This window comes from Neptunomonas sp. ABH4_499 (assembly GCF_056160565.1).
In genome coordinates this window covers 1-22,220 of record NZ_JBSWXK010000001.1, presented here as the reverse complement: position 1 = coordinate 22,220, position 22,220 = coordinate 1, and the positions used below count along the sequence as shown (strand labels likewise).

19 protein-coding genes are annotated in these 22,220 nt (G+C 47.2%); 17 read left to right on the top strand and 2 right to left on the bottom strand.

Annotated elements, in window-relative coordinates; translation table 11 throughout:
- The first annotated feature begins 4 nt into the window (after positions 1-4).
- The 17 genes from ACXAF9_RS00095 (at position 5) to ACXAF9_RS00015 (ending at position 20,447) form a co-directional block, all read left to right on the top strand.
- Positions 5-739 (top strand): PP2C family protein-serine/threonine phosphatase, encoded by a 735-nt coding sequence (locus ACXAF9_RS00095; RefSeq protein ID WP_475069187.1) that lies wholly within the window; start codon positions 5-7, stop codon positions 737-739.
- 3 nt (positions 740-742) lie between these two features.
- A complete protein-coding gene (locus ACXAF9_RS00090; protein WP_475069186.1) occupies positions 743-1,984 on the top strand; it encodes a LysM peptidoglycan-binding domain-containing protein in 1,242 nt (413 codons plus the stop codon).
- 34 nt (positions 1,985-2,018) lie between these two features.
- Positions 2,019-3,164 carry a type VI secretion system protein TssA gene (tssA, locus tag ACXAF9_RS00085; protein WP_475069184.1) on the top strand — a complete coding sequence of 382 codons (1,146 nt, stop codon included), beginning with the start codon at positions 2,019-2,021 and terminating at the stop codon, positions 3,162-3,164.
- A gap of 40 nt (positions 3,165-3,204) precedes the next feature.
- Positions 3,205-3,717 (top strand): type VI secretion system contractile sheath small subunit, encoded by a 513-nt coding sequence (tssB, locus tag ACXAF9_RS00080; RefSeq protein ID WP_475069183.1) that lies wholly within the window; start codon positions 3,205-3,207, stop codon positions 3,715-3,717.
- A gap of 24 nt (positions 3,718-3,741) precedes the next feature.
- Entirely contained in the window at positions 3,742-5,229 is a 1,488-nt protein-coding gene (gene tssC / locus ACXAF9_RS00075) for a type VI secretion system contractile sheath large subunit (protein ID WP_475069182.1), read from the top strand.
- Positions 5,230-5,287: 58 nt separating this feature from the next.
- Complete coding sequence (gene tssC, locus ACXAF9_RS00070; protein ID WP_475069180.1) at positions 5,288-6,718, top strand: type VI secretion system contractile sheath large subunit; 1,431 nt, start codon at positions 5,288-5,290, stop codon at positions 6,716-6,718.
- A gap of 2 nt (positions 6,719-6,720) precedes the next feature.
- Positions 6,721-7,551 carry a type VI secretion system accessory protein TagJ gene (locus ACXAF9_RS00065; RefSeq protein WP_475069179.1) on the top strand — a complete coding sequence of 277 codons (831 nt, stop codon included), beginning with the start codon at positions 6,721-6,723 and terminating at the stop codon, positions 7,549-7,551.
- Positions 7,552-7,563: 12 nt separating this feature from the next.
- Positions 7,564-8,040 carry a type VI secretion system baseplate subunit TssE gene (tssE, locus tag ACXAF9_RS00060; RefSeq protein WP_475069178.1) on the top strand — a complete coding sequence of 159 codons (477 nt, stop codon included), beginning with the start codon at positions 7,564-7,566 and terminating at the stop codon, positions 8,038-8,040.
- Positions 8,037-9,860: a type VI secretion system baseplate subunit TssF gene (gene tssF / locus ACXAF9_RS00055; RefSeq protein WP_475069176.1), complete on the top strand. Its 1,824-nt coding sequence runs from the start codon at positions 8,037-8,039 to the stop codon at positions 9,858-9,860. The genes tssE and tssF overlap by 4 nt, the downstream gene beginning before the upstream one ends.
- Positions 9,857-10,879, top strand: coding sequence for a type VI secretion system baseplate subunit TssG (tssG, locus tag ACXAF9_RS00050; protein WP_475069175.1), 1,023 nt, complete (start codon positions 9,857-9,859; stop codon positions 10,877-10,879). The genes tssF and tssG overlap by 4 nt, the downstream gene beginning before the upstream one ends.
- A 12-nt stretch (positions 10,880-10,891) precedes the next feature.
- Positions 10,892-12,547 (top strand): protein kinase domain-containing protein, encoded by a 1,656-nt coding sequence (locus ACXAF9_RS00045; RefSeq protein WP_475069174.1) that lies wholly within the window; start codon positions 10,892-10,894, stop codon positions 12,545-12,547.
- On the top strand, positions 12,544-15,180 hold the full coding sequence (gene tssH / locus ACXAF9_RS00040) for a type VI secretion system ATPase TssH (RefSeq protein ID WP_475069172.1): 2,637 nt from the start codon (positions 12,544-12,546) through the stop codon (positions 15,178-15,180). The genes ACXAF9_RS00045 and tssH overlap by 4 nt, the downstream gene beginning before the upstream one ends.
- Positions 15,170-15,826 carry a hypothetical protein gene (locus ACXAF9_RS00035; RefSeq protein ID WP_475069171.1) on the top strand — a complete coding sequence of 219 codons (657 nt, stop codon included), beginning with the start codon at positions 15,170-15,172 and terminating at the stop codon, positions 15,824-15,826. The genes tssH and ACXAF9_RS00035 overlap by 11 nt, the downstream gene beginning before the upstream one ends.
- Before the next feature lie 285 nt (positions 15,827-16,111).
- Positions 16,112-16,588 carry an Hcp family type VI secretion system effector gene (locus tag ACXAF9_RS00030; protein WP_475069169.1) on the top strand — a complete coding sequence of 159 codons (477 nt, stop codon included), beginning with the start codon at positions 16,112-16,114 and terminating at the stop codon, positions 16,586-16,588.
- 91 nt (positions 16,589-16,679) lie between these two features.
- Positions 16,680-18,683, top strand: a complete 2,004-nt coding sequence (locus tag ACXAF9_RS00025; RefSeq protein WP_475069168.1) for a type VI secretion system Vgr family protein — start codon at positions 16,680-16,682, stop codon at positions 18,681-18,683.
- A gap of 11 nt (positions 18,684-18,694) precedes the next feature.
- Positions 18,695-19,795, top strand: a complete 1,101-nt coding sequence (locus ACXAF9_RS00020; protein WP_475069166.1) for a DUF2169 family type VI secretion system accessory protein — start codon at positions 18,695-18,697, stop codon at positions 19,793-19,795.
- Between the two features lie 4 nt (positions 19,796-19,799).
- A complete protein-coding gene (locus ACXAF9_RS00015; RefSeq protein ID WP_475069165.1) occupies positions 19,800-20,447 on the top strand; it encodes a hypothetical protein in 648 nt (215 codons plus the stop codon).
- Positions 20,448-20,616: 169 nt separating this feature from the next.
- Here ACXAF9_RS00015 and ACXAF9_RS00010 read toward each other — a convergent pair whose 3' ends face one another.
- Together ACXAF9_RS00010 and ACXAF9_RS00005 are read right to left on the bottom strand one after the other, a co-directional pair.
- Positions 20,617-21,219 carry an imm11 family protein gene (locus tag ACXAF9_RS00010; protein WP_475069164.1) on the bottom strand — a complete coding sequence of 201 codons (603 nt, stop codon included), beginning with the start codon at positions 21,217-21,219 and terminating at the stop codon, positions 20,617-20,619.
- Positions 21,220-21,422: 203 nt separating this feature from the next.
- The gene (locus tag ACXAF9_RS00005) at positions 21,423-22,022 is read right to left on the bottom strand and encodes a hypothetical protein (protein WP_475069163.1); all 600 of its coding nucleotides are present in this window, start codon (positions 22,020-22,022) and stop codon (positions 21,423-21,425) included.
- Positions 22,023-22,220: the final 198 nt, after the last annotated feature.

Here is a 22,220-nt window from a genome sequence, read left to right as displayed (position 1 = left end):
ATTCATGTCAGAGTCGCTATGGAAAGGGTACGGCCAGACGGATGTCGGCACCGTGCGAGATGAAAACCAAGACAGCTTTGTTGTGGTGGATCAAATCGGCCTTTGGTGTGTCGCGGATGGTATGGGTGGTCATAAAGAGGGCGGCATAGCCAGTCATCTAGTGACCCAGAGTCTTGAGGGTCTTCTCAATGAAGAGTACGACAGCTTTGAGGCGCGTATTGATGCGATCAAAAATGTCCTTCAAGAGTCGAACCAAGCCCTAAGGGGGTTGTCAGAAAGCTTCTATGGCGATGACTTAATTGGCACCACCGTGGTGGTTCTGGTGATTGATCAAAATCGTGGCGCTGTGATTTGGGCTGGTGATTCCAGGCTCTATCGTATGCGCGATACGGCTTTTGAATTAATCACGCGAGATCACACGCAATATGAGGCGTTGCTGGAAAAAGGCCTGATCGAGCCTGTGGCCAATGAATCGGAGCATCCGGCCAGTCATATGCTGACGCGTGCGATGGGTGTTACGGGCGAATGCGAGCTCGATGTGCTTTGGTTGGAGGTACAACCAGAGGATGCGTTTTTATTGTGCAGTGATGGGCTTTCCAACAAATTGGAGCAGCTGGATTTGGGCAAAGTGATGTACTACAGCGAAGACAAAGAACGTGCTGTAGCGAATTTGATTAACATGGCGTTAGCGCGACAAGCCAACGATAATGTGACCGCGCTAATTGTGGACAGGAAGTAAGCAATGAAATATGCAGCGTTTTCTGGGGTAGTATCTTTGGCTGTGTTGATGCAAGGGTGTGCATTACAGCAGCAAGTGGACCATCGCTCGGTCGGTGGCTTAAGCAAAGTTGGGATTGCAAGCGACGCGGATTCCCTGCGTGAACCAGGTGAAGAGTACAAAGGTCTTGAGTCAGTAGGGGTTCTAACCCTGAATCAAGACTCGACACGTACATCCACCGCTCGCCGAAAAGCAGAAAATGCGATTCTTAAAAGTGCAGATTATGCAGCGGCTAAAGTTGCGCTTGGTCAGTTGCTGTATCAACTGCCAGGAAATGATACGGCGCTTTTGCTTATAAGCCAGTTAACCAGTGACCCTGAAACCTTTGCTGCGGCAAATGGCTTTATGCTGGATGATGAAGCCGCGGTTTACACCGTGAAGCGTCGAGACACGCTGCAGCGCATCGCTTATCGAGTTTACGGAACCGGTAACTACTATCCTTTTTTAATGCGCCTAAATGATCTACCTAATGGGGATCTGAAAGTAGGCCAAATCTTAAAAGTGCCGGCACCTGAAAAGGCCGTAAAACGCGCTACTCCGACTCGTCCTGCTCGTGCAACGAAACCCGTAGTGACGCCGGCCGTGCAAGTAACCCAAGCGACATCTGCGACATCCACGGCCGAAGTTAAACCTGCCGTATCCGTAACACGTCAAGAAGAGGATGAATCAGCGGTAGCAACACAAAACGTTACACCGGCTCAACCGACCCAAGCTGAAGAGGTTGAAACTTCAGTAGAGGCCACCCAAGCCGACATCAATACATCTGGAAATACTGCTTCAGCTGAAGAAGAACGTGTATCCGAAGATGCAGAAACGGTTTTGAATCAAGCCTCCGAAGCAACCGAACAAGCAAACGAAGCGGTCGCAGAACCGGAAAGTGAACCTGAGCCGAAACCAGAAGTCCAACTCTTACCAGATCAAGCTGGTATTGATGCGTATAATGCTGGACAATCGGTTAAAGCGTACCAATTGCTGAAGAAGAGTTCGAATTTAAGTCCACAAGGACGAAAAATTCTGGCACAATTAACCGACACTTTGGTAGATCAGCCTTACCAACGCGGCTTACAATACTATCAAGATCAAAAACTCAACTTGGCAATTGATGAGTTTAATAAGGTTTTGCGAGCAGAACCTTCGCATGGACAAGCACAAGTCTACAGAGCACGCTGTAAGCAGCTCTTGGACAAGCTGAGCAACATTGAATAAACGCTGCCTTAGGTAGCCAAGAGTCAGTGGCGAAATGGAATTTGAGCAACTGTTAGCACCTATCTCTGAAGAGTCTCCCGCAGGTGTTGATGTTAGGGAGCATCCAGATTATTCCGAAGCGTTCTACGCGCTTCGGGACCTTAGAAACGGTATTCGAGCCCAAGAACGTCGTGTGATTGAGCTTGAAGAGCTGTATGCCTTAGCGTCCGAATGGAAGGGCGTCCAAGAGCAATGTCTAAGCATCCTTTCTGAACAAACCAAAGACGTCGAAGTCCTCGCGTGGCTTGCCGAAGCATCTGTTCGCCTGAACGGATTCCATGGTTTGGCCGATGTCCTTGTATTGATGGATCGAATGATTCAGACCTACTGGGGCAGTATCTACCCATTGCCCGATGAAGAGGGCATCAATGCAACGCTGTTCCCGCTGACCGGTTTAAACGGTGATAATGGCGAAGGCACTTTGGTTATGCCTATTCGTATGGCACCTTTGCTGGTGAACAGCGATGGCGAAGCGTTTTCCGCATGGGACTTCATTAAATCGTGCGATCTTGCTCAAGTGCAAGATGAAGCGAAGCGTCAAAAGCGCATCAATGACGGCGTTAAACCACTGGATCAGTGGCAACAAATGATGGTTGGCATTGAGACCTTAGAGGTGCAGAATGTAACCAAAGCAATTCAAACCTGTACCGATGCTTTTGCATCTTTGGATCAATTCTTAGCCGATGAGTGTGGTTTTGATGCACCGCCCACGTCGGCCATTAAGAACGTTCTTTCAGTGGCTTGGGAGGCCCTTAACAGTGCAACACTGATGGAAATTAGTCACTTGCTCGAAGAGCCTGCCAGTGCCGCCGAGAGCGAAGAACCTGAACTTTCTGAAACGAACGAGAGTGATGTCCGTTTAGAGCAGAAGCCTTCAGGTCCTGCCAAGGTAGCTAACTTCCGTGCGGAAGCTTACTACCCATCCTCTCGCGAGGAAGCACTGATCATGGTGTCTCGTTTGCGTGCATTCTTTCGTGATACCGAGCCTCATTCGCCTTTGTCGTATCAGATGGAGCGAATCGAGCGCTGGGGACGCATGAGTTTAGGCGATCTGATGAGCGAACTGCTCGATGATGACGCGACACGCAATCAGTTCTTCCGCTTGATCGGATTATCAAAAGACTCTTCACCAAGCGCCTAAGAGTCGAACGCAACTAATAGGGAAATAAAGGGGATAACTTATGGGTACCGAAAGCATTCATAAGAAGTTGGAACGTGTACGTAAACCTCGTGTTCACATCACTTACGATGTTGAAACTGAAGGGGCTGTGATTTCTAAAGAGCTGCCTTTCGTAATGGGTGTTATGGGTGATTTCACCGGTAACAACCCTGGCGAAGCACTTAAAAGCGTTAAAGACCGTAAGTTTATTCAGGTAGAAAGCGATAACTTGAATGAAGTCATGTCAAAAATGGCACCCGGTCTGCGCTTTAAAGTCGACAACACGCTGCAAGACGGCACAACGTCTTTGCCGGTTGATCTGCAATTCCGCTCAATGGATGACTTTGAGCCAGGTCGTGTTGTTGAACAGATCGAGCCACTGCGTAACTTAATGGAAACACGTAATAAATTGCGTGATCTGTTGACCAAAGCTGACCGCTCTGAAGAGTTAGAAAGCTTGCTGGAAAAAGTTCTGCAAAACACAGGCGACATGGAACAGCTCTCTCAGGAGTTGAATTCGGGTAAAAGCGAGTAAGGGTGATCAAGGATGACTGACACTATGACAGCTGCGCAAGGCAGCAGCACAACGACTGTTCTGGAAGAATCCAGCTTATTGGACCAGGTGATTGGTGCCACGAAGCAGACCGAATCAGACGTTGCTAAAGACCTTCTTAAAACTCTGGTGGATGAAGCGATGCAAGGCACGGTTGTATGGGACCGTAACATTGCTAAAACCATCAACAAAGCCATCGCTATGTTGGACAGTAAGATGTCCGAGCAGTTGTCAGCGGTCATGCACTCAGAAGAGTTTCTGAAACTGGAAGGTTCTTGGCGCGGTCTTAAGTACCTAACAGACAACAGCGCAACCAGCTCGTCACTGAAACTGAAAGTGATGAACCTGAGCAAAAAAGAGCTGTTCAAAGATCTGGATCGTGCGGTTGAGTTTGACCAAAGCGAAATGTTCAAAAAGCTCTACGAAGAAGAGTTTGGTACACCAGGTGGTGAGCCATTTGGCGCGGTTATCGGTGACTACGAGTTCACTAACCAAGCGGATGACATTGAGCTTCTGTCTAAAATGTCGAACGTTTCTGCAGCGGCTTTCTGTCCGTTTATTGCAGCAGCCGGTGCTGAGCTGTTTGGTCTGGAAAGCTGGACTGAACTGTCACGTCCGAAAGATTTGGAAAAAATCTTTGATTCAAAAGAATACTCAAAATGGCGTGGTTTCCGTGATTCGGAAGACTCCCGCTTTGTTTCTTTGACCATGCCGCGTGTCTTGGCGCGTTTGCCGTACGGTTCACAAACCAGCCCAGTTGATGAGTTTGGTTACGAAGAAGCACCAATCGACGAGCAAGGCATCGCACGTGAAGGCGATCACGATGACTATTGCTGGATGAACGCCGCCTATGTCATGGGTGCGCGCCTGACCGAATCCTTCTCGGCAACAGGCTGGTGTACTGCGATTCGTGGTGCTGAAGGGGGTGGTCGTGTAGACAACCTGCCTACGCACGTATTCACCAGTGATGATGGCGATATGGACCTTAAATGCCCAACCGAGATTGGCATTACCGACCGTCGTGAAGCTGAATTGTCTAAAATGGGCTTCTTGCCACTGTGTCACTACAAAAACACAGACTACGCGGTGTTCTTCGGTGGTCAGACCACTCAGAAGCCTGCGAAGTACGGTACGCCTGAAGCGACCGCTAATGCGGCGATTTCAGCACGTCTGCCTTACTTGATGGCGACCTCTCGTTTCACGCATTACTTGAAAGTTATGGGTCGTGACAAGATCGGTTCCTTCATGGAAGCAGAAGATGTTGAAGCGTGGTTGAATCGTTGGATTCTTAACTACGTGAACGACAACCCAGATTCCGGTCAGGACATGAAAGCCAAGTACCCACTGCGTGCGGGTAAAGTTCAAGTAACAGAAGTACCGGGCCGTCCTGGTGCTTACAATGTTGTTGCTTGGATGCGTCCTTGGCTGCAAATGGAGGAGTTAACGGCATCCATGCGTATGGTTGCACGTATTCCTCAAATGGGCGGTAAATAATCCGCTGATCATCAGGGTGGCTTTCGCCACCCTGATTGTGTATCAAGGAAGATTCATCATGGAAGCCCATCTGTTGTCAGCGGATTCTGACACATCTGTCGAAGATTTCGCTTGGGTATCCGACCTGATCGACGTTCTGGGTATGTCTTTTTTTGACAAAGGCATCAGCAAAGTTCGGATCATCTCGCGCCTTAATCATCTGATAGGTCAGATTGATGCAAAGTTGCGTGCGCAGGTAGATGAAGTCTTACACCATCCTCTGTTTCAATCCCTCGAAGCGACTTGGAGTGGCTGTCGATATCTGCTCGATGAGTTAGCGTTCTCACAGCAGATCAAAGTCCGGTTACTGGATATCACGTGGAGCGAATTGCACCGTGATATTACCCGTGCGATCGATATTGAACACAGTGAGATCTTCCATAAAGTTTACAACGCTGAATTTGGTATGGCAGGTGGTGAACCCTTTGGTGCCATGCTGTGCGACTACCCAGTGGCCTTAACCGCCAAAACCTCGGGTGTCGATGACTTACGTGTGGTCCGTGGTTTGGCCTCCGTGGCCGCGGCAAGCTTTTGCCCTTTCTTATTTAATGCTGACCCATCACTGTTGGATTTGGATGACTTTGCCAAGCTGCACTCCGGTATTGATCTAAACCGAACTTACCAACAAGAGTCGTTCATTAAGTGGAAATCACTTCGCAGTATTGAAGATGCGCGCTTTATCGGGCTCACTCTGCCGTATTTGTACATTCGCCGCCAATACCGACCCAACCGATTCCGAACCGATGGGTTTGTGTATCGCGAAGGGGTAAAGGGGCGAGGTGACTTCTTAAAGATCGGTTCGGTGTTTGCGATGGGTGTTGTGATGGCTCGTTGCTTTTCAAACACCGGATGGCTGGCTGAAATTACCGGTAAACGCTATTTCGGTGGTGGTGTGGTGCCTGGACTAAAAGTGCACACATCCCCGATTGATGGTCACGCGCAATTTGCCGCTGAGGTGATGATTGCAGACAGCCTAGAGCGCAGCCTCTCAGAGCACGGTTTTATCCCGGTATGTTATTCGGTGAACAGTGCTAAGGGCGTGTTCTACAGTGCCGCGTCAATCCAAAGCCCGTTGGCGTATAAAGCCAGTGCAGCGCGTGCGAATGCGCGTTACTCTGCAATGCTTCAATACGTGCTGTGTACCGCACGGTTTGCGCATTACATGAAGGTGATTGTTCGCGACAGTGTCGGTTCTTTCTCCACCACGGAGGAGTGCCGCAACTTTTTGCAAACTTGGATTATGAATTACGTGATGTCAACGGACGAGGCCAGTGAAATACTGCTCTCTCAATATCCGTTACGTGAAGCCCGCGTTCAAGTAAATGAGCGTGCTGGCACCAGTGGATCGTACATGTGTACGGTCCACTTAAAACCCCATTTTCAACTTGAATCAATCGAGACTTCTATTCAGTTTAGTGCTGAAGTGGTCTCCAGTCGTGTAGCAGGATAGATATGGACATAAAAGGAATTAGCGATCTGTTTCGTGAGGGTGACCTAGAAGCAGCCTTACATCATTCAAAAGTGTTTGTACGAGATTTTCCGGATAATGATGATGCTCGTAGCTTATTGATGCAACTGTACCTGTTTTCTGGTGAGCAAGAGAAAGCACTGAAACAGTTGGATGTGATGGAGCACAACTGCAAGGAAGATCTCCCTTCGTTTATGACGCTGAAAGTGATCAGTGAAATGATCAAAGCAGATATCAAGCGTCGCGCTTTCTACCAAAGCCCATCGGAAATGCCATTGATGTTTGAGCAAGATGAGCCTGCGTTGGCATCATCCTTTGCACTTTTCCAAGCTCAGCGTGAAGGTACTTTGGATTCGGATGGCGTTGAGTCATTACTGGCGAACCGTCCACAAATCCCGTTTGTTGCTCTAACCGATGAGACAACCGTAGAAGGTGAGCTGGCCGAACCAGACGACTTGACCGCATACGCTTTCGAGGTCTTTACGGCTAAACAAGGTTACTGCTGGATGGCATGGCACAACATCGATTCCATCGAATTTATGCCTTACGAAAAACCCATCGACTTGGTCTATCGACGCGCTGTGATCAAACACGCCGCGCAAGCTGAAGATGCGGCACCAATGCATGTGTTTATTCCGGCCATCTACGCCCGCACACCTGCAACGGACGCGCTGGCGGCAATGGGGCGCACCACGGATTGGGTAACCTCGGCTGATGGTTTGGTGTCCGGTATTGGCCAAAAATGCTTGCTGGTGGGCGAGGAGTTAATTCCCGTGCTGCAGCTAACTTCGCTCAAGCGTATCCAGCCAAACTGAGCATAATCGGCGATGGTGGATACCGATTCGTTTCAGCCGTCCTTCATGCAGATGATTCTGGATGATGAGCCGACCCGTGCGGAGGATCGATACGATTCTCCGTCAGCACGCTATCGCGCTTATAAAGAGAGTGTGATGCGGGATTTAGAGCAGTTATTGAATCACCGTAGCCGAATGCCCTTTGATCAAATTGATCATGATAACGAGGTGTTACTCACCTATGGTGTCACCGATTTTGCGCACATCAACATTTCGGCCTTAAGTGGCCGCGATGCGTTGCGACGTAAAATCAGTGATGCGATTCGGATCAACGAGCCACGGCTTAGCGGTGTTCGAGTCACCTTGCTGGATAAGCAGGATGATCCGAATCAGCTGGCGTTTCGCATTGAAGCGAAGCTACGTGTCTTTTCTGATGCCGAACCTGTGGTGATCAGTGCCTCGTTTGAACCTGCCCGTAAGATGTTTAATTTCCAGCATGATGTCCGATGAAAAACGCATTAATTGATTTTTACCAACGAGAGCTGAATTACCTTAAACGTCGTGGCGAGGCGTTCGCCGAAGAGTACCCAAAAATCGCGGCGCGTTTGCAAATCAGTGACGACCAAGCGCGTGACCCGCACGTCGAGCGCATCCTGCAAGGGGTAGCGTTCCTGAATGCCCGCATTCGAAAAAAACTGGATGATGAGTTTCCAGAGCTGTGTCAAACGCTCATGGATGTTATTTATCCACACTATTTAAAACCTTTACCCAGTTACTCCATCATCAGTTTTAAACCTGAAGACGACCTTACGACAAGATCAACCATTAAGAAGGGTGCTCAGGTCGAGGCCGATGTCGATGATCAATTCTCGTGTCGTTTTCAAACGGTTTACGATACCGAGGTTTTGCCAGCGCATGTGTCTAAAGCAAGACTTCGAAGCTACCCATCCGATGCACCTAACCCAGGGCAGATTTCGGAGCTAGAGTCGGTCCTTCATATTTCGATGCGCACGACAAACACCGATGTCACCTGGGAAGAGGTCGCACCAAATAAAATACGTTTTTACCTGAAAGGCAATCGTCATTATGGCTTTTCGTTGTACGAATTGATTCATAACCACACGGTAAAAGTGGGCGTGGCGAGCAGCTCGAAAGATCGTAAAGTCGTATTCATGGAAGGCGCTATCGCCATAAAGAGTGTGGGCTTTGAAGAGGATGAAGGGATGATCCCTTATCCGGATCAATCCTTTATCGGCTATCGATTACTGACGGAGTATTTTGCGTACCCCGAAAAATTCTTGTTCTTTGATCTGATGTTAGACGATGCGGCTAAGCAGCGCCTGCAGCAGCATGAGTTAGAGTTGTATCTCTACTTTGACAAAAGCCTTCCGGACATCGAAGCCACGGTCGATGAAGGTCACTTTGTGATCAACGCAACGCCGTTAATTAACCTGTACGATCAGTACTCCGAGCCAACGCGTCTTACCGATACAGACTTTGAGTACCCCGTGGTTGCCGATGCTAGGCATCCAGATTATGTGGAAGTGTACTCAGTTGAATCGGTTTCGATCTCGACGGATCAGGACGAGATCGAATACATTTCACCGTTTTTCGGCATTTCACGTCGTGGGCATCACCCATCCAATGCTCGCTGGCACACGCGCCGTGAGGAGATGGAGTTTGGTAACACACGAAGCCAAAGCTTCCTTACCTTAACGTCGGTTGACGAGATCTTAGAGCAGCAGGGCGAAGTGATCGCATTAACCGCCCTTAAGTGCTTTAACGGACAGTTACCTAAGCGCCTGTCCCAAACACAAAGTCAGCCGCGAATGGTGTTAACTTCGGGTTCGTCCGCGGTGAGCGGTATCCGGTTAGAGATTCCGTTCAGCGATGTGATTCGCCCACGGCTTGATGACCAAGTTTATTGGCAGTTGATGTCACACTTAAACCTGAATTATGTTTCTTTGACCGCCGGTCAAGAGGGGACGGATGCGTTACGTACCATCCTGTCTTTGTACAATGTGACGCGCCATCGTGAATCCTCCAGCATTGTGGATGCGGTCGAGATTCGAAGCGTCTCTACCGGCACGCAGCGCATCAGTGATGATCGAGGCATGCCTTTCTTCTGCCGTGGGACACATATTGAATTGGGTTTGGATAAAACCCGCTTTGCCGGCAGTAGCCCTTTCTTGTTCGCTACCGTGATGGAGCGATTCTTAGCCCTGTACACGCATCTTAATGCATATGTTCAGGTCAGTGTGATTCTGGGGGATGATGATCACCCACTGAAAGTGTGGCCACCCAGAAGTGGTGATCAGGTGTTGTTATGATCACGCCTCAAACCTTGCCGGATACCCATTTTTTCCAGCTACTGCGTCACACCGAGCTTTCCTCGCTAAGGGAAGAAGGTCGCGCATCGTCACCCTTAGCGGCAGACATGCCATTGCACACCGAGTTTGTAGATTTTTCGGTGGTGCAAAACTTAGCCTTTGCGGCCAGCGCTTGTACCAAAATGGAGCCGTTAGAGTCACACGGCTTAAAGCGTCATAAACTGCACGTTGCTTGCTTTGGTTTAACCGGTCCATCGGGAGTATTGCCACTGCACTACACCGAGCTTTTAAGTGACCGAAGCCGAGACAAAGATTCGGCGCTTCGTAGTTTATTGGATGGCTTTAACGCGCGTACCATCGGGTTCTTGTACAAGGCTTGGCAGAAAAACCGCTTAGTGATCGAACATGAAAACCATGTTGCTCGGGATGAGAAAAAGCCAAGCCAAGCCACGACCCTGTTAAAAGGGTATACGGGATTACAAGTAGCCAAGGAAAAAAGTATCAAATCCGATACAGAATCACTGGCACTCTATTTCTCAGGATACTATAGTAAGCGTCCTCGTAACGCATATGGATTGCGTAAGATCATCAGCCGCGCGCTTGAGTGTGAGGTTGAGTTAAAACCATTTTATGGCCGTTGGTTCGATTTAGATCCAAGCCAAAGAAACGCTGTAGGGCAAAGGAACGCCACTTTAGGAATGGATTTCGTGATAGGCAGCTCTGTATACGAAGGATCGTGCAGTTTTCGTATCTGTACCGCACCTCTCTCACTCTCTGAGTTTCAGGCACTTCAGCCTGGCCAGCCAAAATTTGAAACCATCAAAGAACTCCTTCATCTCTACATCGGTCATGACTATTGCGTCGACTTACAAGTTGCTCTTAAAGGTCAGGATAAGCCCGCGTTTCAGTTGCCAGAAGGGCAAGGCAATCCGGCGATGCGTTTGGGCGAGGGGTTATGGTTATCTGCCACCGGCGCATCGGGTGATGTGACCGATGCAGTGTATGAAGTAAACCGCTAACAGGAAGTCACCATGGATCAACTTGGACGATACGAAATACAGGAAATGATCGGTGAAGGGGCCATGTCTCAAGTCTACAAGGCTTATGACCCTAAGCTGCAACGCACCCTGGCCATTAAGGTACTTAAGCCAGAATACGTCGAAGACAAAGAGCGTCTTCAGTTTTTCCTCAATGAAGTCCATGTGACCGGCAAACTCAATCACCAAAACATCGTCCAGATTTTTGATGTGGGCGATGTGGATGCCGTACCCTTTATCGTAATGGAGTACGTAGAGTGCCAAAGCCTCGATGATTGGATGCGAATGCAAGAAGACATCTCGCTGGAGCAAATCATCGACATCATTTCTCAGTTGTCGCAAGCGCTGGAATACGCGCACGGCAAAAACATTGTCCACCGAGACATTAAACCGAGTAATGTCCTGATTGAGCCGAATGGTCATGTGCGTTTAACGGACTTTGGTGTGGCGTATCTTCACGATCACACTGAGGCCGGCGAAGGGGAAACCATCGTTGGTACGCCTTTTTACATGTCGCCAGAGCAATTGGCCGGTAACAAACCGGACCTTAGAAGCGACCTCTACTCATTAGGCGTGCTTTTTTATCAGATGGTGTTTGGCACGCTGCCGTATGAGGCCTCGAGCATTCGGGATCTGGTCGAGCTGATTCAAAAATCAGAAGTGGATCTCACGACGTCCAAATGCCCGCACGCGGTTAAGAAAGTGATCCGCCGTTTGTTGCATAAAAAGCCCTCGTTCCGTTACCCCAATGCACACGAGTTAACCAAGCAGCTTGAAGCGGTGTCGGTTGAACTCTCCACTCGTGACCCAAAATGGTCAGAGAAGATCACATCAACTTGGCGCTACACCGCCATTGTTGCAACAGGACTAAGTGCTGTTTTAATTATTCTTCTGGCGCTGACCTTAAACGATCTTTCCAGCAGCTTATCCAATGTACTGGGTAATTACGGTCGTATGCTGGTTCAGCAAGCCAAAGATCAGGTGGACGAGCCATTGCTGTTAGGTGATGACCTCGCGCTGGCGGTAACAGCTGAAAAACTGTCAAATAACGATCAGATTCAGTACCTGTACGTTACCGATCATGAGTCTGTGATCAAAGCCTCCAGTAAGCCAGAGACGGTTGGTGAAACCTATCGACCCCCTTTGGAGTTACAAACAGTTGAGCAGGATGAGAACTTTAACCTGTTCCAAATTCAGCGTGATGACTCGGGCAATCGTATCTACCACATGACCTCGTCGATTAAATTTAACGGCAAAGAGATCGGTAATGTGGTGATGGGTCTATCTACCCAGTCCGTCACCGATGTGTGGGTACGTACTGCATGGGCGCTGGCTTTGTTCATCGTGTTGGCGTGTTTAATCATCACTGCAGTCGTTTATGGATTGTGCCGTTTCTTTACCCAGCAATTTAATCAGCTAGGTCAAGCACTGCAGAATTTGTATGTGGGGAACTACTACACCCGACTGCATGTCGATAGAATCGACGAAATTGGATTTGCAAAACGTCAGTTCAATGAACTGGCAGAACAAATGGAAGTCTTCGTTCGAGAATCAGAGCCGGATATCCGCAAGGAAGATCTGCCTGAATCATCGATTGAAGAAACGGAAGACAGGACTGTCGTCATTCGTAAAACAGAGGATGTTAAATGAATACCCGAGCACTGATTGGAAAACTCTCGCCGGTAGCCCGTAAGGCTGTCGAAAAAGCCGCCTCTATTGCGGTATCACAACGCCATTTCGCCATCGAGCTTGAGCACGTTGTGCTCGCTCTGATGCAAGAAGAGCGCTCGGGTGTACGCTCTGCGTTCAAAAAATACGGGGTAAGCACCGAACAATTGGAAGGTGATATCTTGTCGCGCTTTGAGTCGTTCGACAAAGGCCACAGCAGTGCACCTTCATTTTCACCCAATGTGGTAGAGTTGATCCGCAAAGGTTGGTTGTTAAGCAGCCTTGAATACGGCGAAAGCCAAGTTACTGGTATTGCCTTGCTGGTGGCACTGTTCAAAGAAGAATCAATGAACCTTCAGTTGATGTCGCACCTTCGTGCGCTGTCGTATTTTGAAGATCAAGACTTTGTTCGCAATGGCCCTAATCTGATTAAGTTGGAGCAGCCAGAACAAACGGCACCCAACACAGAAGCGGAAGAAGAAGGTGGCGAGCCAAACATGACGGCACCTGCGTCCCAGCAAGAGGCGTTGGATGCGTACACATTGGATCTGACCGCTTCGGCACGCGACGGTAAGCTAGATCCTGTGGTGGGTCGAGAAACTGAGATCCGTCAGATGATCGATATTCTGTGCCGTCGCCGACAAAACAACCCGATCCTGACCGGTGAAGCGGGTGTTGGTAAAACCGCCGTGGTTGAAGGCTTGGCCCAGCGCATCGTGGATGGCGAAGTGCCCGATACGCTTAAAGAAGTGGATATCCGCATTTTGGATCTGACGCTTTTGCAAGCCGGTGCTGGGGTTCGTGGTGAGTTTGAAAACCGCCTGAAAGGTGTGATTGACGAGGTTAAACAATCCTCCCGTCCCATTATTTTGTTTATCGATGAAGCACACACGCTGATCGGTGCTGGTAATTCCGGTGGCCAAGGTGATGCCGCCAATATTTTAAAGCCTGCGCTGGCACGGGGTGAGTTACGTACGATTGCCGCAACGACGTGGGCCGAGTACAAAAAGTACTTTGAAAAAGACGCCGCACTGACCCGTCGTTTCCAAGTGGTAAAAGTTGAAGAGCCTACCCCTGAAAATGCCATGCGCATGTTACGCACCATTGCACCGGCGTTTGAAAAGCACCATCAAGTGATGATTCTCGATGAAGCGATTCGCGATGCGGTATTGATGTCTAAACGTTATATCTCGGGGCGTCAACTTCCGGATGTGTGTGTCTCTGTTCTTGATACCGCATGCTCGCGTGTGAACCTAGAGCTTCGAAACATTCCTGGTCAGCTAGATGATGTGCAAGCGCTGATTGATCAGAACGAAAAACAACTCAGCAGTGCAGAGCGCGAAGCGGGTCTGTACGGCGCTAACGAAGCGGATATCGAGCAACTGCGCACACGTATCGCGGAGCTGAACGCCTCTAAAGAAGAAATCCAAGAGCGCTGGCAAGAAGAGAAAGCATTGGTTGAGCGTATCCTCGAGGTACGAAATGCCCTACAGGAAGAAAACAGCGATGGGGATAAGTCTCAATTAAACGAATTGTTGGATCAACTTAAAAACCTACAAGGCGAAACCCCGTTAGTGCGTCCTCATGTGGATAGCCAAGTTGTTGCAGAGGTTATTGCCTCTTGGACCGGTATTCCGGCCGGTCGCATGGTTTCTAGCGAGATTCAAAAAGTACTGACGGTTCAGGATGAGTTGAAAAAACGCATCATCGGTCAAGATCATGCGCTTGAAGCGGTAAGCCAGAGTGTTCGTATCTCCAGTGCGAAATTGAAAGACCCCAAACAGCCGATCGGTGTTTTCATGTTCTGCGGTAGCAGTGGTGTGGGTAAAACCGAAACGGCTTTGGCGCTGGCGGACTTACTGTACGGCGGTGAGCAAAATATGACTGTTATCAACATGTCGGAGTTTAAAGAGGAGCACAAAGTCTCGTTACTGATGGGCTCGCCTCCAGGATACGTGGGTTACGGTGAAGGTGGTGTATTGACCGAAGCGGTTCGTCGTAAGCCTTACAGCGTGATCCTGCTGGATGAAATGGAAAAAGCGCACCCGGGTGTTCAGGATGTGTTTTATCAAGTATTTGATAAAGGCAGCATGAAAGACGGTGAAGGTCGTGATATCGATTTCCGTAATACTTTGATCATTATGACCACTAATGCCGGCACAGAGACCATCTCGCGTGTGTGCGCCGACCCAGATACCGCACCGTTGCCAGAGCAACTTGAAGGCTTGGTCAAAGATGAGCTGTTGACGCACTTTAAACCCGCTTTCTTAGGCCGCGCACGCTTAGTGCCGTTTGTACCGCTTCATGACGAAGTCATGGCAGGCATTGTTCGCTTGCAGTTGGGGCGTGTGGGTCAGCGTCTATCCGATCAATATCAAGCCCAGTTCGAATTCTCGGATGCCGTGGTGGACACCATTGTTAGCCGCTGTAAAGAGGTCGATACAGGCGCGCGTAACGCGATTCATATTATCAATCGTAGCTTATTACCAGAAATCTCGATGCGTATCCTCGAATCCATGGGGGATGAGCAAGGCTTATCGCGTGTCGAAATTGATGTCGATGAGCACAGCCAATTTTGTTTTAACCTGATCAGAGGTCAGCAGGATGAAAACTAATGCTTTGCAGGCGATGCCAACGCTTAAAGCGGCGTTGGTGTCGGTCAGTTTGTTGGTAGCAACAGGTGCAGTCGCAGCGCAGAATAAAGCCGGAAGTGAAAACTTCCGCTTTGCGGTACCCGATCAATACTCGGTGATTGATCACACCGTTAATCCTGCCCTAGAAGGTGGCAGTGTCCTGTTTGCACCTTCAAGCAATGTTGAAGCAACCGATTACTTGATGCGCCTTCAAACGTATCAAACCGAATATATGCCGCCGGTGTTAACCGCGTTTGACCGTAGCCAGTCTCGCGAGTTAATGAACACCATTTTAACCACGCAGTTGGAAGCCGAATGCTCATCCCATACCCTAGATTCAGGGAAGATTCGGGAACGAAATGGTGAAATCCGAATCAATTGGTGGACCCGTTGTGAAAAACGAGATCAACCGGGGCAGTTTGAATTTGAACGTGGTCGCATGTTCTGGAATCAAGCGGGGGCTTATTTTATTAGCCACGTCAACATTTCGGACAACAAAGATCATCAGTTCAACCGTAAAGAGATCTCTTGGTTCGACAAGTATTTGATCAACAGTGGTAGCTGTACGTCCGGTAAAGATTGCGGAGCAGAGGGCGGATTGATCGGAAATCTCTTTAAAGAGAAATAATTGAAAAAATAGGACTTTTTCTGATTTTTTCGCTAAGCGAATTCACCTATTATAGCACTCGTCTTAGCCAACCCAGACAATGGTAAGAAAAGGATGTCTTCCATTAGCTTTCACACATCGTGTGGAACTCGAGCGCCTTTTTTTCCTTGCCTGTGGTGATGTAGTCCATGGCAAACGACACCTTGCATTGATAGGGAATGCACTGACCTAAGGGCAGTCCATAGGTCAGTTAATCGACGAGCTTAGGCTCGATGTAATTTTGTCTACATAAGGAAATTTAATCTCATGGCAATTTATCTGAAAATCGATGGTATCGATGGTGATGTAACGGCAGCTGGTCACGAAAACTGGGTTGAATGTGACTCAATGGAGTGGAACGTTACTCGTAGCCTGAGCACAAAGCCAGGTCAAGGGAAGGACCGTGAATCGACTACTCCAGTGGTTGGCGAAATCACTCTGACAACTAAGATGGACAAAACGTCTCCTCTGTTCTTCGCAGAATCATGCGTAGGCCAAGGTAAAACGGCTAAAATCCACTTGGTTCAGACTACTCCACAAGGTATCGAAACCTACATGGAGTACACGCTGACTAACACTCTGATCAGCTCTTACAGCGTAATGAGCAACGGTGACCGTCCTGTTGAAGCTCTGTCCCTGAACTTCACTAAAGTAGAAATGAAGTACACTACTTGGAACGAGCAGCACCAGCCAGAAGGCAGCGTACCTGCTGGTTACGACATCGCTACAGGTATCCGTCTGTAATCGATACTGTCCGGCAGCAACTTCGGTTGCTGCCGTTTTGCGTTCTGATCGGTAACAAAAGGACTGTTACCCATTGTAAACAAGGAAGTCTATGGTCGATTTTACTCAAGATAGCCGTCTGTTAGCGATTGACACTCCATTAGGAGAAGATGTTCTTTTATTGACGCGGCTAGATGGTGAAGAGGCAATCTCTTCATTGTACGAAATCGAAATTGAAGCGTACTCAACCCAATCGGATATCTCCCCAAGTGATATTGTTGGGCAAAACGTCACGCTTAAAATCGCGTCGACCGACGATGATTCCCTGTTTTTACCCGAACAATACCGTTACTTAAACGGATATGTGCGCAGTTTTCGACAAGATGGGCGTCAACTACAAAACTTACGCCGCTATACGGCGACTGTTGTGCCTTGGTTCTGGTTTTTAACCCAGACAACCGATTGCCGAATTTTTCAATTCAAAACCATCCAAGAGATCGCGAAAGAGATCTTTGATGAAAATGGGTTTACCGATTATCAGTTTAAATTGGTCGGTCAGCACCCATCTCGTGAATACTGTGTTCAATACAAAGAAAGTGACTATAACTTCCTCTCTCGGCTGTTCGAAGAGGAGGGGGTCTACTTCTATTTTGCCCACGAGAACGGCAAGCATACCTTAATTATCAGTGACCACATCGGTGGTTATTCTGAGTGCTTTGAAGGCAGTGTTAGCTATTCGGCCGGCTCCCTTATCGAGAGCACCATCCATAATTGGTACCACAACTACCAATTTATGACCGGTAAATACGCGAAACGCGATTACGACTTTAAAAAACCGAGCCATCGGCTTCAGGCCAGTGCGTCAGCAAACATGGTCGTGCCTGGTGTCGGAAAGTTTGAACGTTTTGTTTATCCTGGCCGCTACGAAGATAAATCGTTTGGCGAACAGCTGACGCGTTTGCGTGTTGAGTCCGACGAAGCCGCGTACGATGTGGTATCCGGTGAAAGTGGCTGTCGCTCCATGAGTGCAGGCCATACTTTTGTACTCGACCGCCACGACGATACTCCAAGTGAAATGGGCGAGTACGTCTTACTGGCTGTTGCGCACAAAGCGCAGGATTACTCTTACACCATCGATGATGAACAAGAGAAAGAATACAGCAATACCTTCCGCTGTATCTCGTCCGAAACCATTTACCGACCACCCCAAGTCACTGGCTGGCCTCGTATGCAAGGCCCGCAGAATGCGGTTGTTGTTGGTCCTGAAGGCGAAGAGATCTACACGGACGAATACGGTCGAGTAAAAGTGCAGTTCCCTTGGGACCGTTACGGTGGTTACGATGAAAACAGTTCCTGCTGGGTACGTGTCACGCACTCCTGGGCTGGGAAAAACTGGGGTAACATCTTCTTGCCACGCATCGGGCAAGAAGTGATCGTTGACTTTATCGATGGTGACCCAGACAGACCGATCATTACGGGCCGTGTTTACAATGCTGAACAGATGCCGCCGTATGAGCTACCCGCCAATAAAACCCAAAGTGGTATATTGACGCGCTCCTCTAAGGGTGGAACCGCTGCGAACGCCAACGCATTGCGCTTTGAAGACAAAAAAGGGCAAGAAGAAGTTTGGTTACACGCAGAGAAAGATCAGCGCATCGAAGTAGAAAACGATGAGTCCCATTGGGTCGGACACGATCGAGTTAAAGAAATTGATCATGATGAAACGGTGTTTGTGCACAACAACCGCACCGAAACCGTCGATAACAATGAAAAAATCTTAATCCGTAATAACCGAATGCACACTACGGGTGTTGCAGAAATTAAAACCGTCGGTATGGTGCGTGTACACACGGTTGGTGTCAACGAAACCAATACGATCGGTGCTGCACAAGAAAATACGGTGGGTGTTACTCGTAAAACCACCATCGGTGAATCCGATACGTTGAATGTTGGTAAGAGTTTAAAAATTAATGTAGGCGAAACCATCGAGATCAGCTGTGGTAAATCGCTGATCAAACTCGACAGTGAAGGTAATATTTTTGTGAATGGCGTTAAGCTCAGCATTACGGGTGAAAAACACATCCAGCTTGAGGCAAAACGCGTCGATATTAACTGATCTTACATCCGATGAATCGTCCAGATACTGTATTATCCAACCCTCTACCGAAGGCGCGTGTGCCAGCGGTAGAGAACACCACCCCTTTTGCATCACAATATTTTCAAACCGTTGACCCCGATGGCAATGTGTTTCATGTGATCGCTTTGAAAATTACCTACGATATGACTCAAACGGATGACAAGGGCCGTTTGAATATCCATTCAGAGCAACAACCGCTGACGACATCGGATCAGTTTGAAGGTGAGCCAAACGAAACACCGCTGATCTATGAAAGTGATTTTTGCGCTTTTAAACCCAAATGCGATCTATTTTTAACCAATGCCATTGCGTTCGCGCCAGAGGGTGCGGCTCTTGATCGCTGGCCTGTCGGAGTCGCTTTTGGTGATTGGAAAAAAATCGTTCAGGTAACAGGCCCACGACGATGGATACGTCAGCCGGGCGGGGAATACCGCTTGGAAGACCCTTCGCCTGTTAGGGCGGTTGAGCTTAATTATGCCAATGCCTTCGGTGGCGAGAACACCTGGCCTGAAGAGCCAGACGATGATGATAATTACGAAATCCACGAAATTGATCCGCGAAACACCATAGGTAAAGGTTTTGCCGATCAAGAATGGTTAAAGAACGCCAAACCAGAGTCTTATTCAGCGCCACAGATTGAAGCGTACCAAAACCCTTATGACGGCCAAGTGGATTATCCGGCCGTTTCACTGACGCCCGTTATGAAAATCTGGGAGCCTAGGGTGGATTTAGCGGGTACTTACGACAATGAATGGCGAAGTCATCGCTGGCCAAAGCCGCCTTTGGATCATGATTATGCATTTTGGAATTGCGCACCAGCTGATCAACAGATCCCATACCCAAAGGGAGGCGAAGTCGTCAATTTGATTAACCTCCATAAGGAGGTCCCGCATATCCGCTTTCATTTTCCAAATGATGCACTCTTATGCGAGGTAGAAACGGAGTCTGGGCCTGTTCTCAAGAAAGAGATGGTAACCGATACGATTGCTATCGACATGCAAGCGCTTACCGTGACCGTGGTCAAGCGCATTAATATGATCTCAAACCTTGATGTAGCCACAATGACGATCCGACAGTTGGACAGAGGATAAGCGGATGACTTCCAGAGCACCTTATAAGGGGCAAGTTCACCCTAATAACTTTGGTAGCGCAGGCTCTCTAGCCAATACGGTCGGAATGATATTACCTGTGACAGGAGTGTCCATGAGCGGTGCGGTTTTTAATGAAGCCGAACTCAGTGATACTTCTGGACTGTCTGCGGAAGCCTTGTTAGCTCAGTACTTACCTTCGAATGGTGGCTCTAGCTCTGCCGTGGCGATGGCCAGTGCAATGATGGAAGATGTATCTGCTTCCCCAACGCCGAGTCCTGCGGCGGTTGCCAAGTTGAGTGAGTTTGTTATCAAAGAAAAAGCCATGTTGGCAGAGCGGCAATCGACGTTGAATACAATGGCTGAAAACGGAATTGATTCAGCCATCATTGAACGAAGCAGTGACTTATTATCGGCCGATACGCTAAGCCTAGATAAGCTGGGTAATAAACTGGATGATCTTTTAGAGGGGCATCCAGAGCTTAAAACACTCAAAAATCTAGTTCTCAAGGGTATGAATATCCATGAGTTGGTCAAGATTATTAGAAATAATGATTTTGGGATAGTAGGCCTTTTAGGGGCGATGCAAGCCGGCAGCGACTTAACCAAACTTGCGCGTTCGCTATTTGAAGCACTTCAATCCAAGGCCGAGTAAGGTTCTTTTTATCTCGCAAAGTACGAGCGCCGCCTAAAGCCAGGCCATTGATCTTTTGTAAGCGTTTAACCATCAGTGGTGCACTTATTATCTGAATTTGCGTGTATTGTTGTAATGAATTAATAGTTTTGCCTGTTATATCTTTTTTTGAATTTATGAAAGTTCTTAATTATTCGATTGTTATATGGTCTTTGTTTTTATTGATTGTTTTTATAATGTCGTATTTTTCTAACTCAAGAAAGCTCAATCCTCTTAATTTATGATCTTTTATGAAGTTTAATATTTCATCATCAATTATTATATTTTCAATTAGCGGGTCCCAGAAAAAAGAATCATGTATTTTTTCGGTGTTTAATACAATTTTACTGAATTCATAGGTCTTTATGTTCGGGAAGTCTTCATCAAATTCGGACTCTTCATAAATTGAATTTTCTAAGGAGATTACGCTATTTTCATTTTTAGGTTCAACTAACCAATAACCTTCGTGGTAAATGTTTTCTTTGTCAATAAAACAAGCTTTTTCTGAATTTATTGCTATTTCTGATCTTGTTAGGAAGTCATAAAATAAATCGTTTACTACAAGTCCGGTTTTATTAAACATCATGTCGCTTGGTAATTTTTTCTCGTTATATCTATCCTTGAACCCGTCTTCAAAGTATATGGTTGAGCCAAGGTTCTCAATATCGTATTTCTCAATACTTTTTGAAAGCCTATGGGGTTTTAGTGTGGGGTATATTGTTTTTATATCCTTAAAAGGTGCATAGTATTTCATTTTTTTCATGAGCCGATTATAATAGTATTCAGTAAGTAAATGTTATCTTTTACTGATTCTTGTGTTAAGGGAAAGCTTTTTTGAAAAAATTAGTGGTTTTCTGTCAATGTATTTCATATCATAATCTCTAGAAAGATTGTGAATTTATAAAACAGGATGCTTTTGGTTTTATCATCTTATTGGGATGAAGTAATGCATATTCATTAGATGATTATATGGTCTGCGTGATGTTCTACTGTCTTCCAAGTTTCGTACTTTTCTATTTCTAAGAATGATAAGCCTTTTAGTTTGTTTTTTTGAATGAACTCAAGTGTTTCTTGATTGATACAGATTACATTCAAGTATTTGCATGTGAAAATAGGATCTTGAAGATTTATATCTGATTTTATTATTTTTGTGAAGTCGTAGTCATTTAGAAATGGGTATTTCTCATCTATAATATCAACGGTGAATTCTGATTTTTCTAAAGAAATAATTTCTCTTTCTGTTTTGGGTTCTATGATCCAATAATCTTCATAATAAGTATCATCCTTGGTTATGAAGCAAGCAGATTCATAACCGATATTCGCTTCTTTTTCTATAAAATAGTCTAACAGAATTTTATTTATAACTAATTGGTTAACATGATCCATTAAGTCAGTAGGCTCAATATGCCTGTTTTTTATTTCAGGGAATGCGTCTTGAATAAATACGGTGGTATTTAGATTACCTATATCATCTAGATCAATGTTTCTTGAGTTCTTATGCAGCATTATAGTTGGGGAATCTTTATCATTACTTTTAAAAGGGACATAGTAGTTCAAAATTATAGACCCGAAAATTTAGATAATAAGTGCATCACTTATGGTTGAACGGTGACAAGAGATCAACTTCCTGTTGGTGGTACTCTAGATTCGCCAAAAAAATAGAGTAGTCGTCCCTGAAAAACACCCTTTACGCACGGACCAAACTCAGGCTCTGTGCGTTCATTTCTCTTCTTTCCAATAACCCGATCAAATACA

Bases quoted from the DNA above. Each gene is read 5' to 3' on its own strand.
- ACXAF9_RS00095 (WP_475069187.1), top strand. From the start codon at position 5: ATGTCAGAGTCGCTATGGAAAGGGTACGGCCAGACGGATGTCGGCACC.
- tssC (WP_475069182.1), top strand. From the start codon at position 3,742: ATGACAGCTGCGCAAGGCAGCAGCACAACGACTGTTCTGGAAGAATCC.
- ACXAF9_RS00020 (WP_475069166.1), top strand. From the start codon at position 18,695: ATGAATCGTCCAGATACTGTATTATCCAACCCTCTACCGAAGGCGCGT.
- tssG (WP_475069175.1), top strand. From the start codon at position 9,857: ATGATCACGCCTCAAACCTTGCCGGATACCCATTTTTTCCAGCTACTG.
- ACXAF9_RS00010 (WP_475069164.1), bottom strand. From the start codon at position 21,219: ATGAAATACTATGCACCTTTTAAGGATATAAAAACAATATACCCCACA.
- ACXAF9_RS00015 (WP_475069165.1), top strand. From the start codon at position 19,800: ATGACTTCCAGAGCACCTTATAAGGGGCAAGTTCACCCTAATAACTTT.
- ACXAF9_RS00045 (WP_475069174.1), top strand. From the start codon at position 10,892: ATGGATCAACTTGGACGATACGAAATACAGGAAATGATCGGTGAAGGG.
- ACXAF9_RS00030 (WP_475069169.1), top strand. From the start codon at position 16,112: ATGGCAATTTATCTGAAAATCGATGGTATCGATGGTGATGTAACGGCA.
- tssB (WP_475069183.1), top strand. From the start codon at position 3,205: ATGGGTACCGAAAGCATTCATAAGAAGTTGGAACGTGTACGTAAACCT.
- ACXAF9_RS00035 (WP_475069171.1), top strand. From the start codon at position 15,170: ATGAAAACTAATGCTTTGCAGGCGATGCCAACGCTTAAAGCGGCGTTG.
- tssC (WP_475069180.1), top strand. From the start codon at position 5,288: ATGGAAGCCCATCTGTTGTCAGCGGATTCTGACACATCTGTCGAAGAT.
- ACXAF9_RS00090 (WP_475069186.1), top strand. From the start codon at position 743: ATGAAATATGCAGCGTTTTCTGGGGTAGTATCTTTGGCTGTGTTGATG.
- tssF (WP_475069176.1), top strand. From the start codon at position 8,037: ATGAAAAACGCATTAATTGATTTTTACCAACGAGAGCTGAATTACCTT.
- tssE (WP_475069178.1), top strand. From the start codon at position 7,564: ATGGTGGATACCGATTCGTTTCAGCCGTCCTTCATGCAGATGATTCTG.
- ACXAF9_RS00065 (WP_475069179.1), top strand. From the start codon at position 6,721: ATGGACATAAAAGGAATTAGCGATCTGTTTCGTGAGGGTGACCTAGAA.
- tssA (WP_475069184.1), top strand. From the start codon at position 2,019: ATGGAATTTGAGCAACTGTTAGCACCTATCTCTGAAGAGTCTCCCGCA.
- tssH (WP_475069172.1), top strand. From the start codon at position 12,544: ATGAATACCCGAGCACTGATTGGAAAACTCTCGCCGGTAGCCCGTAAG.
- ACXAF9_RS00025 (WP_475069168.1), top strand. From the start codon at position 16,680: ATGGTCGATTTTACTCAAGATAGCCGTCTGTTAGCGATTGACACTCCA.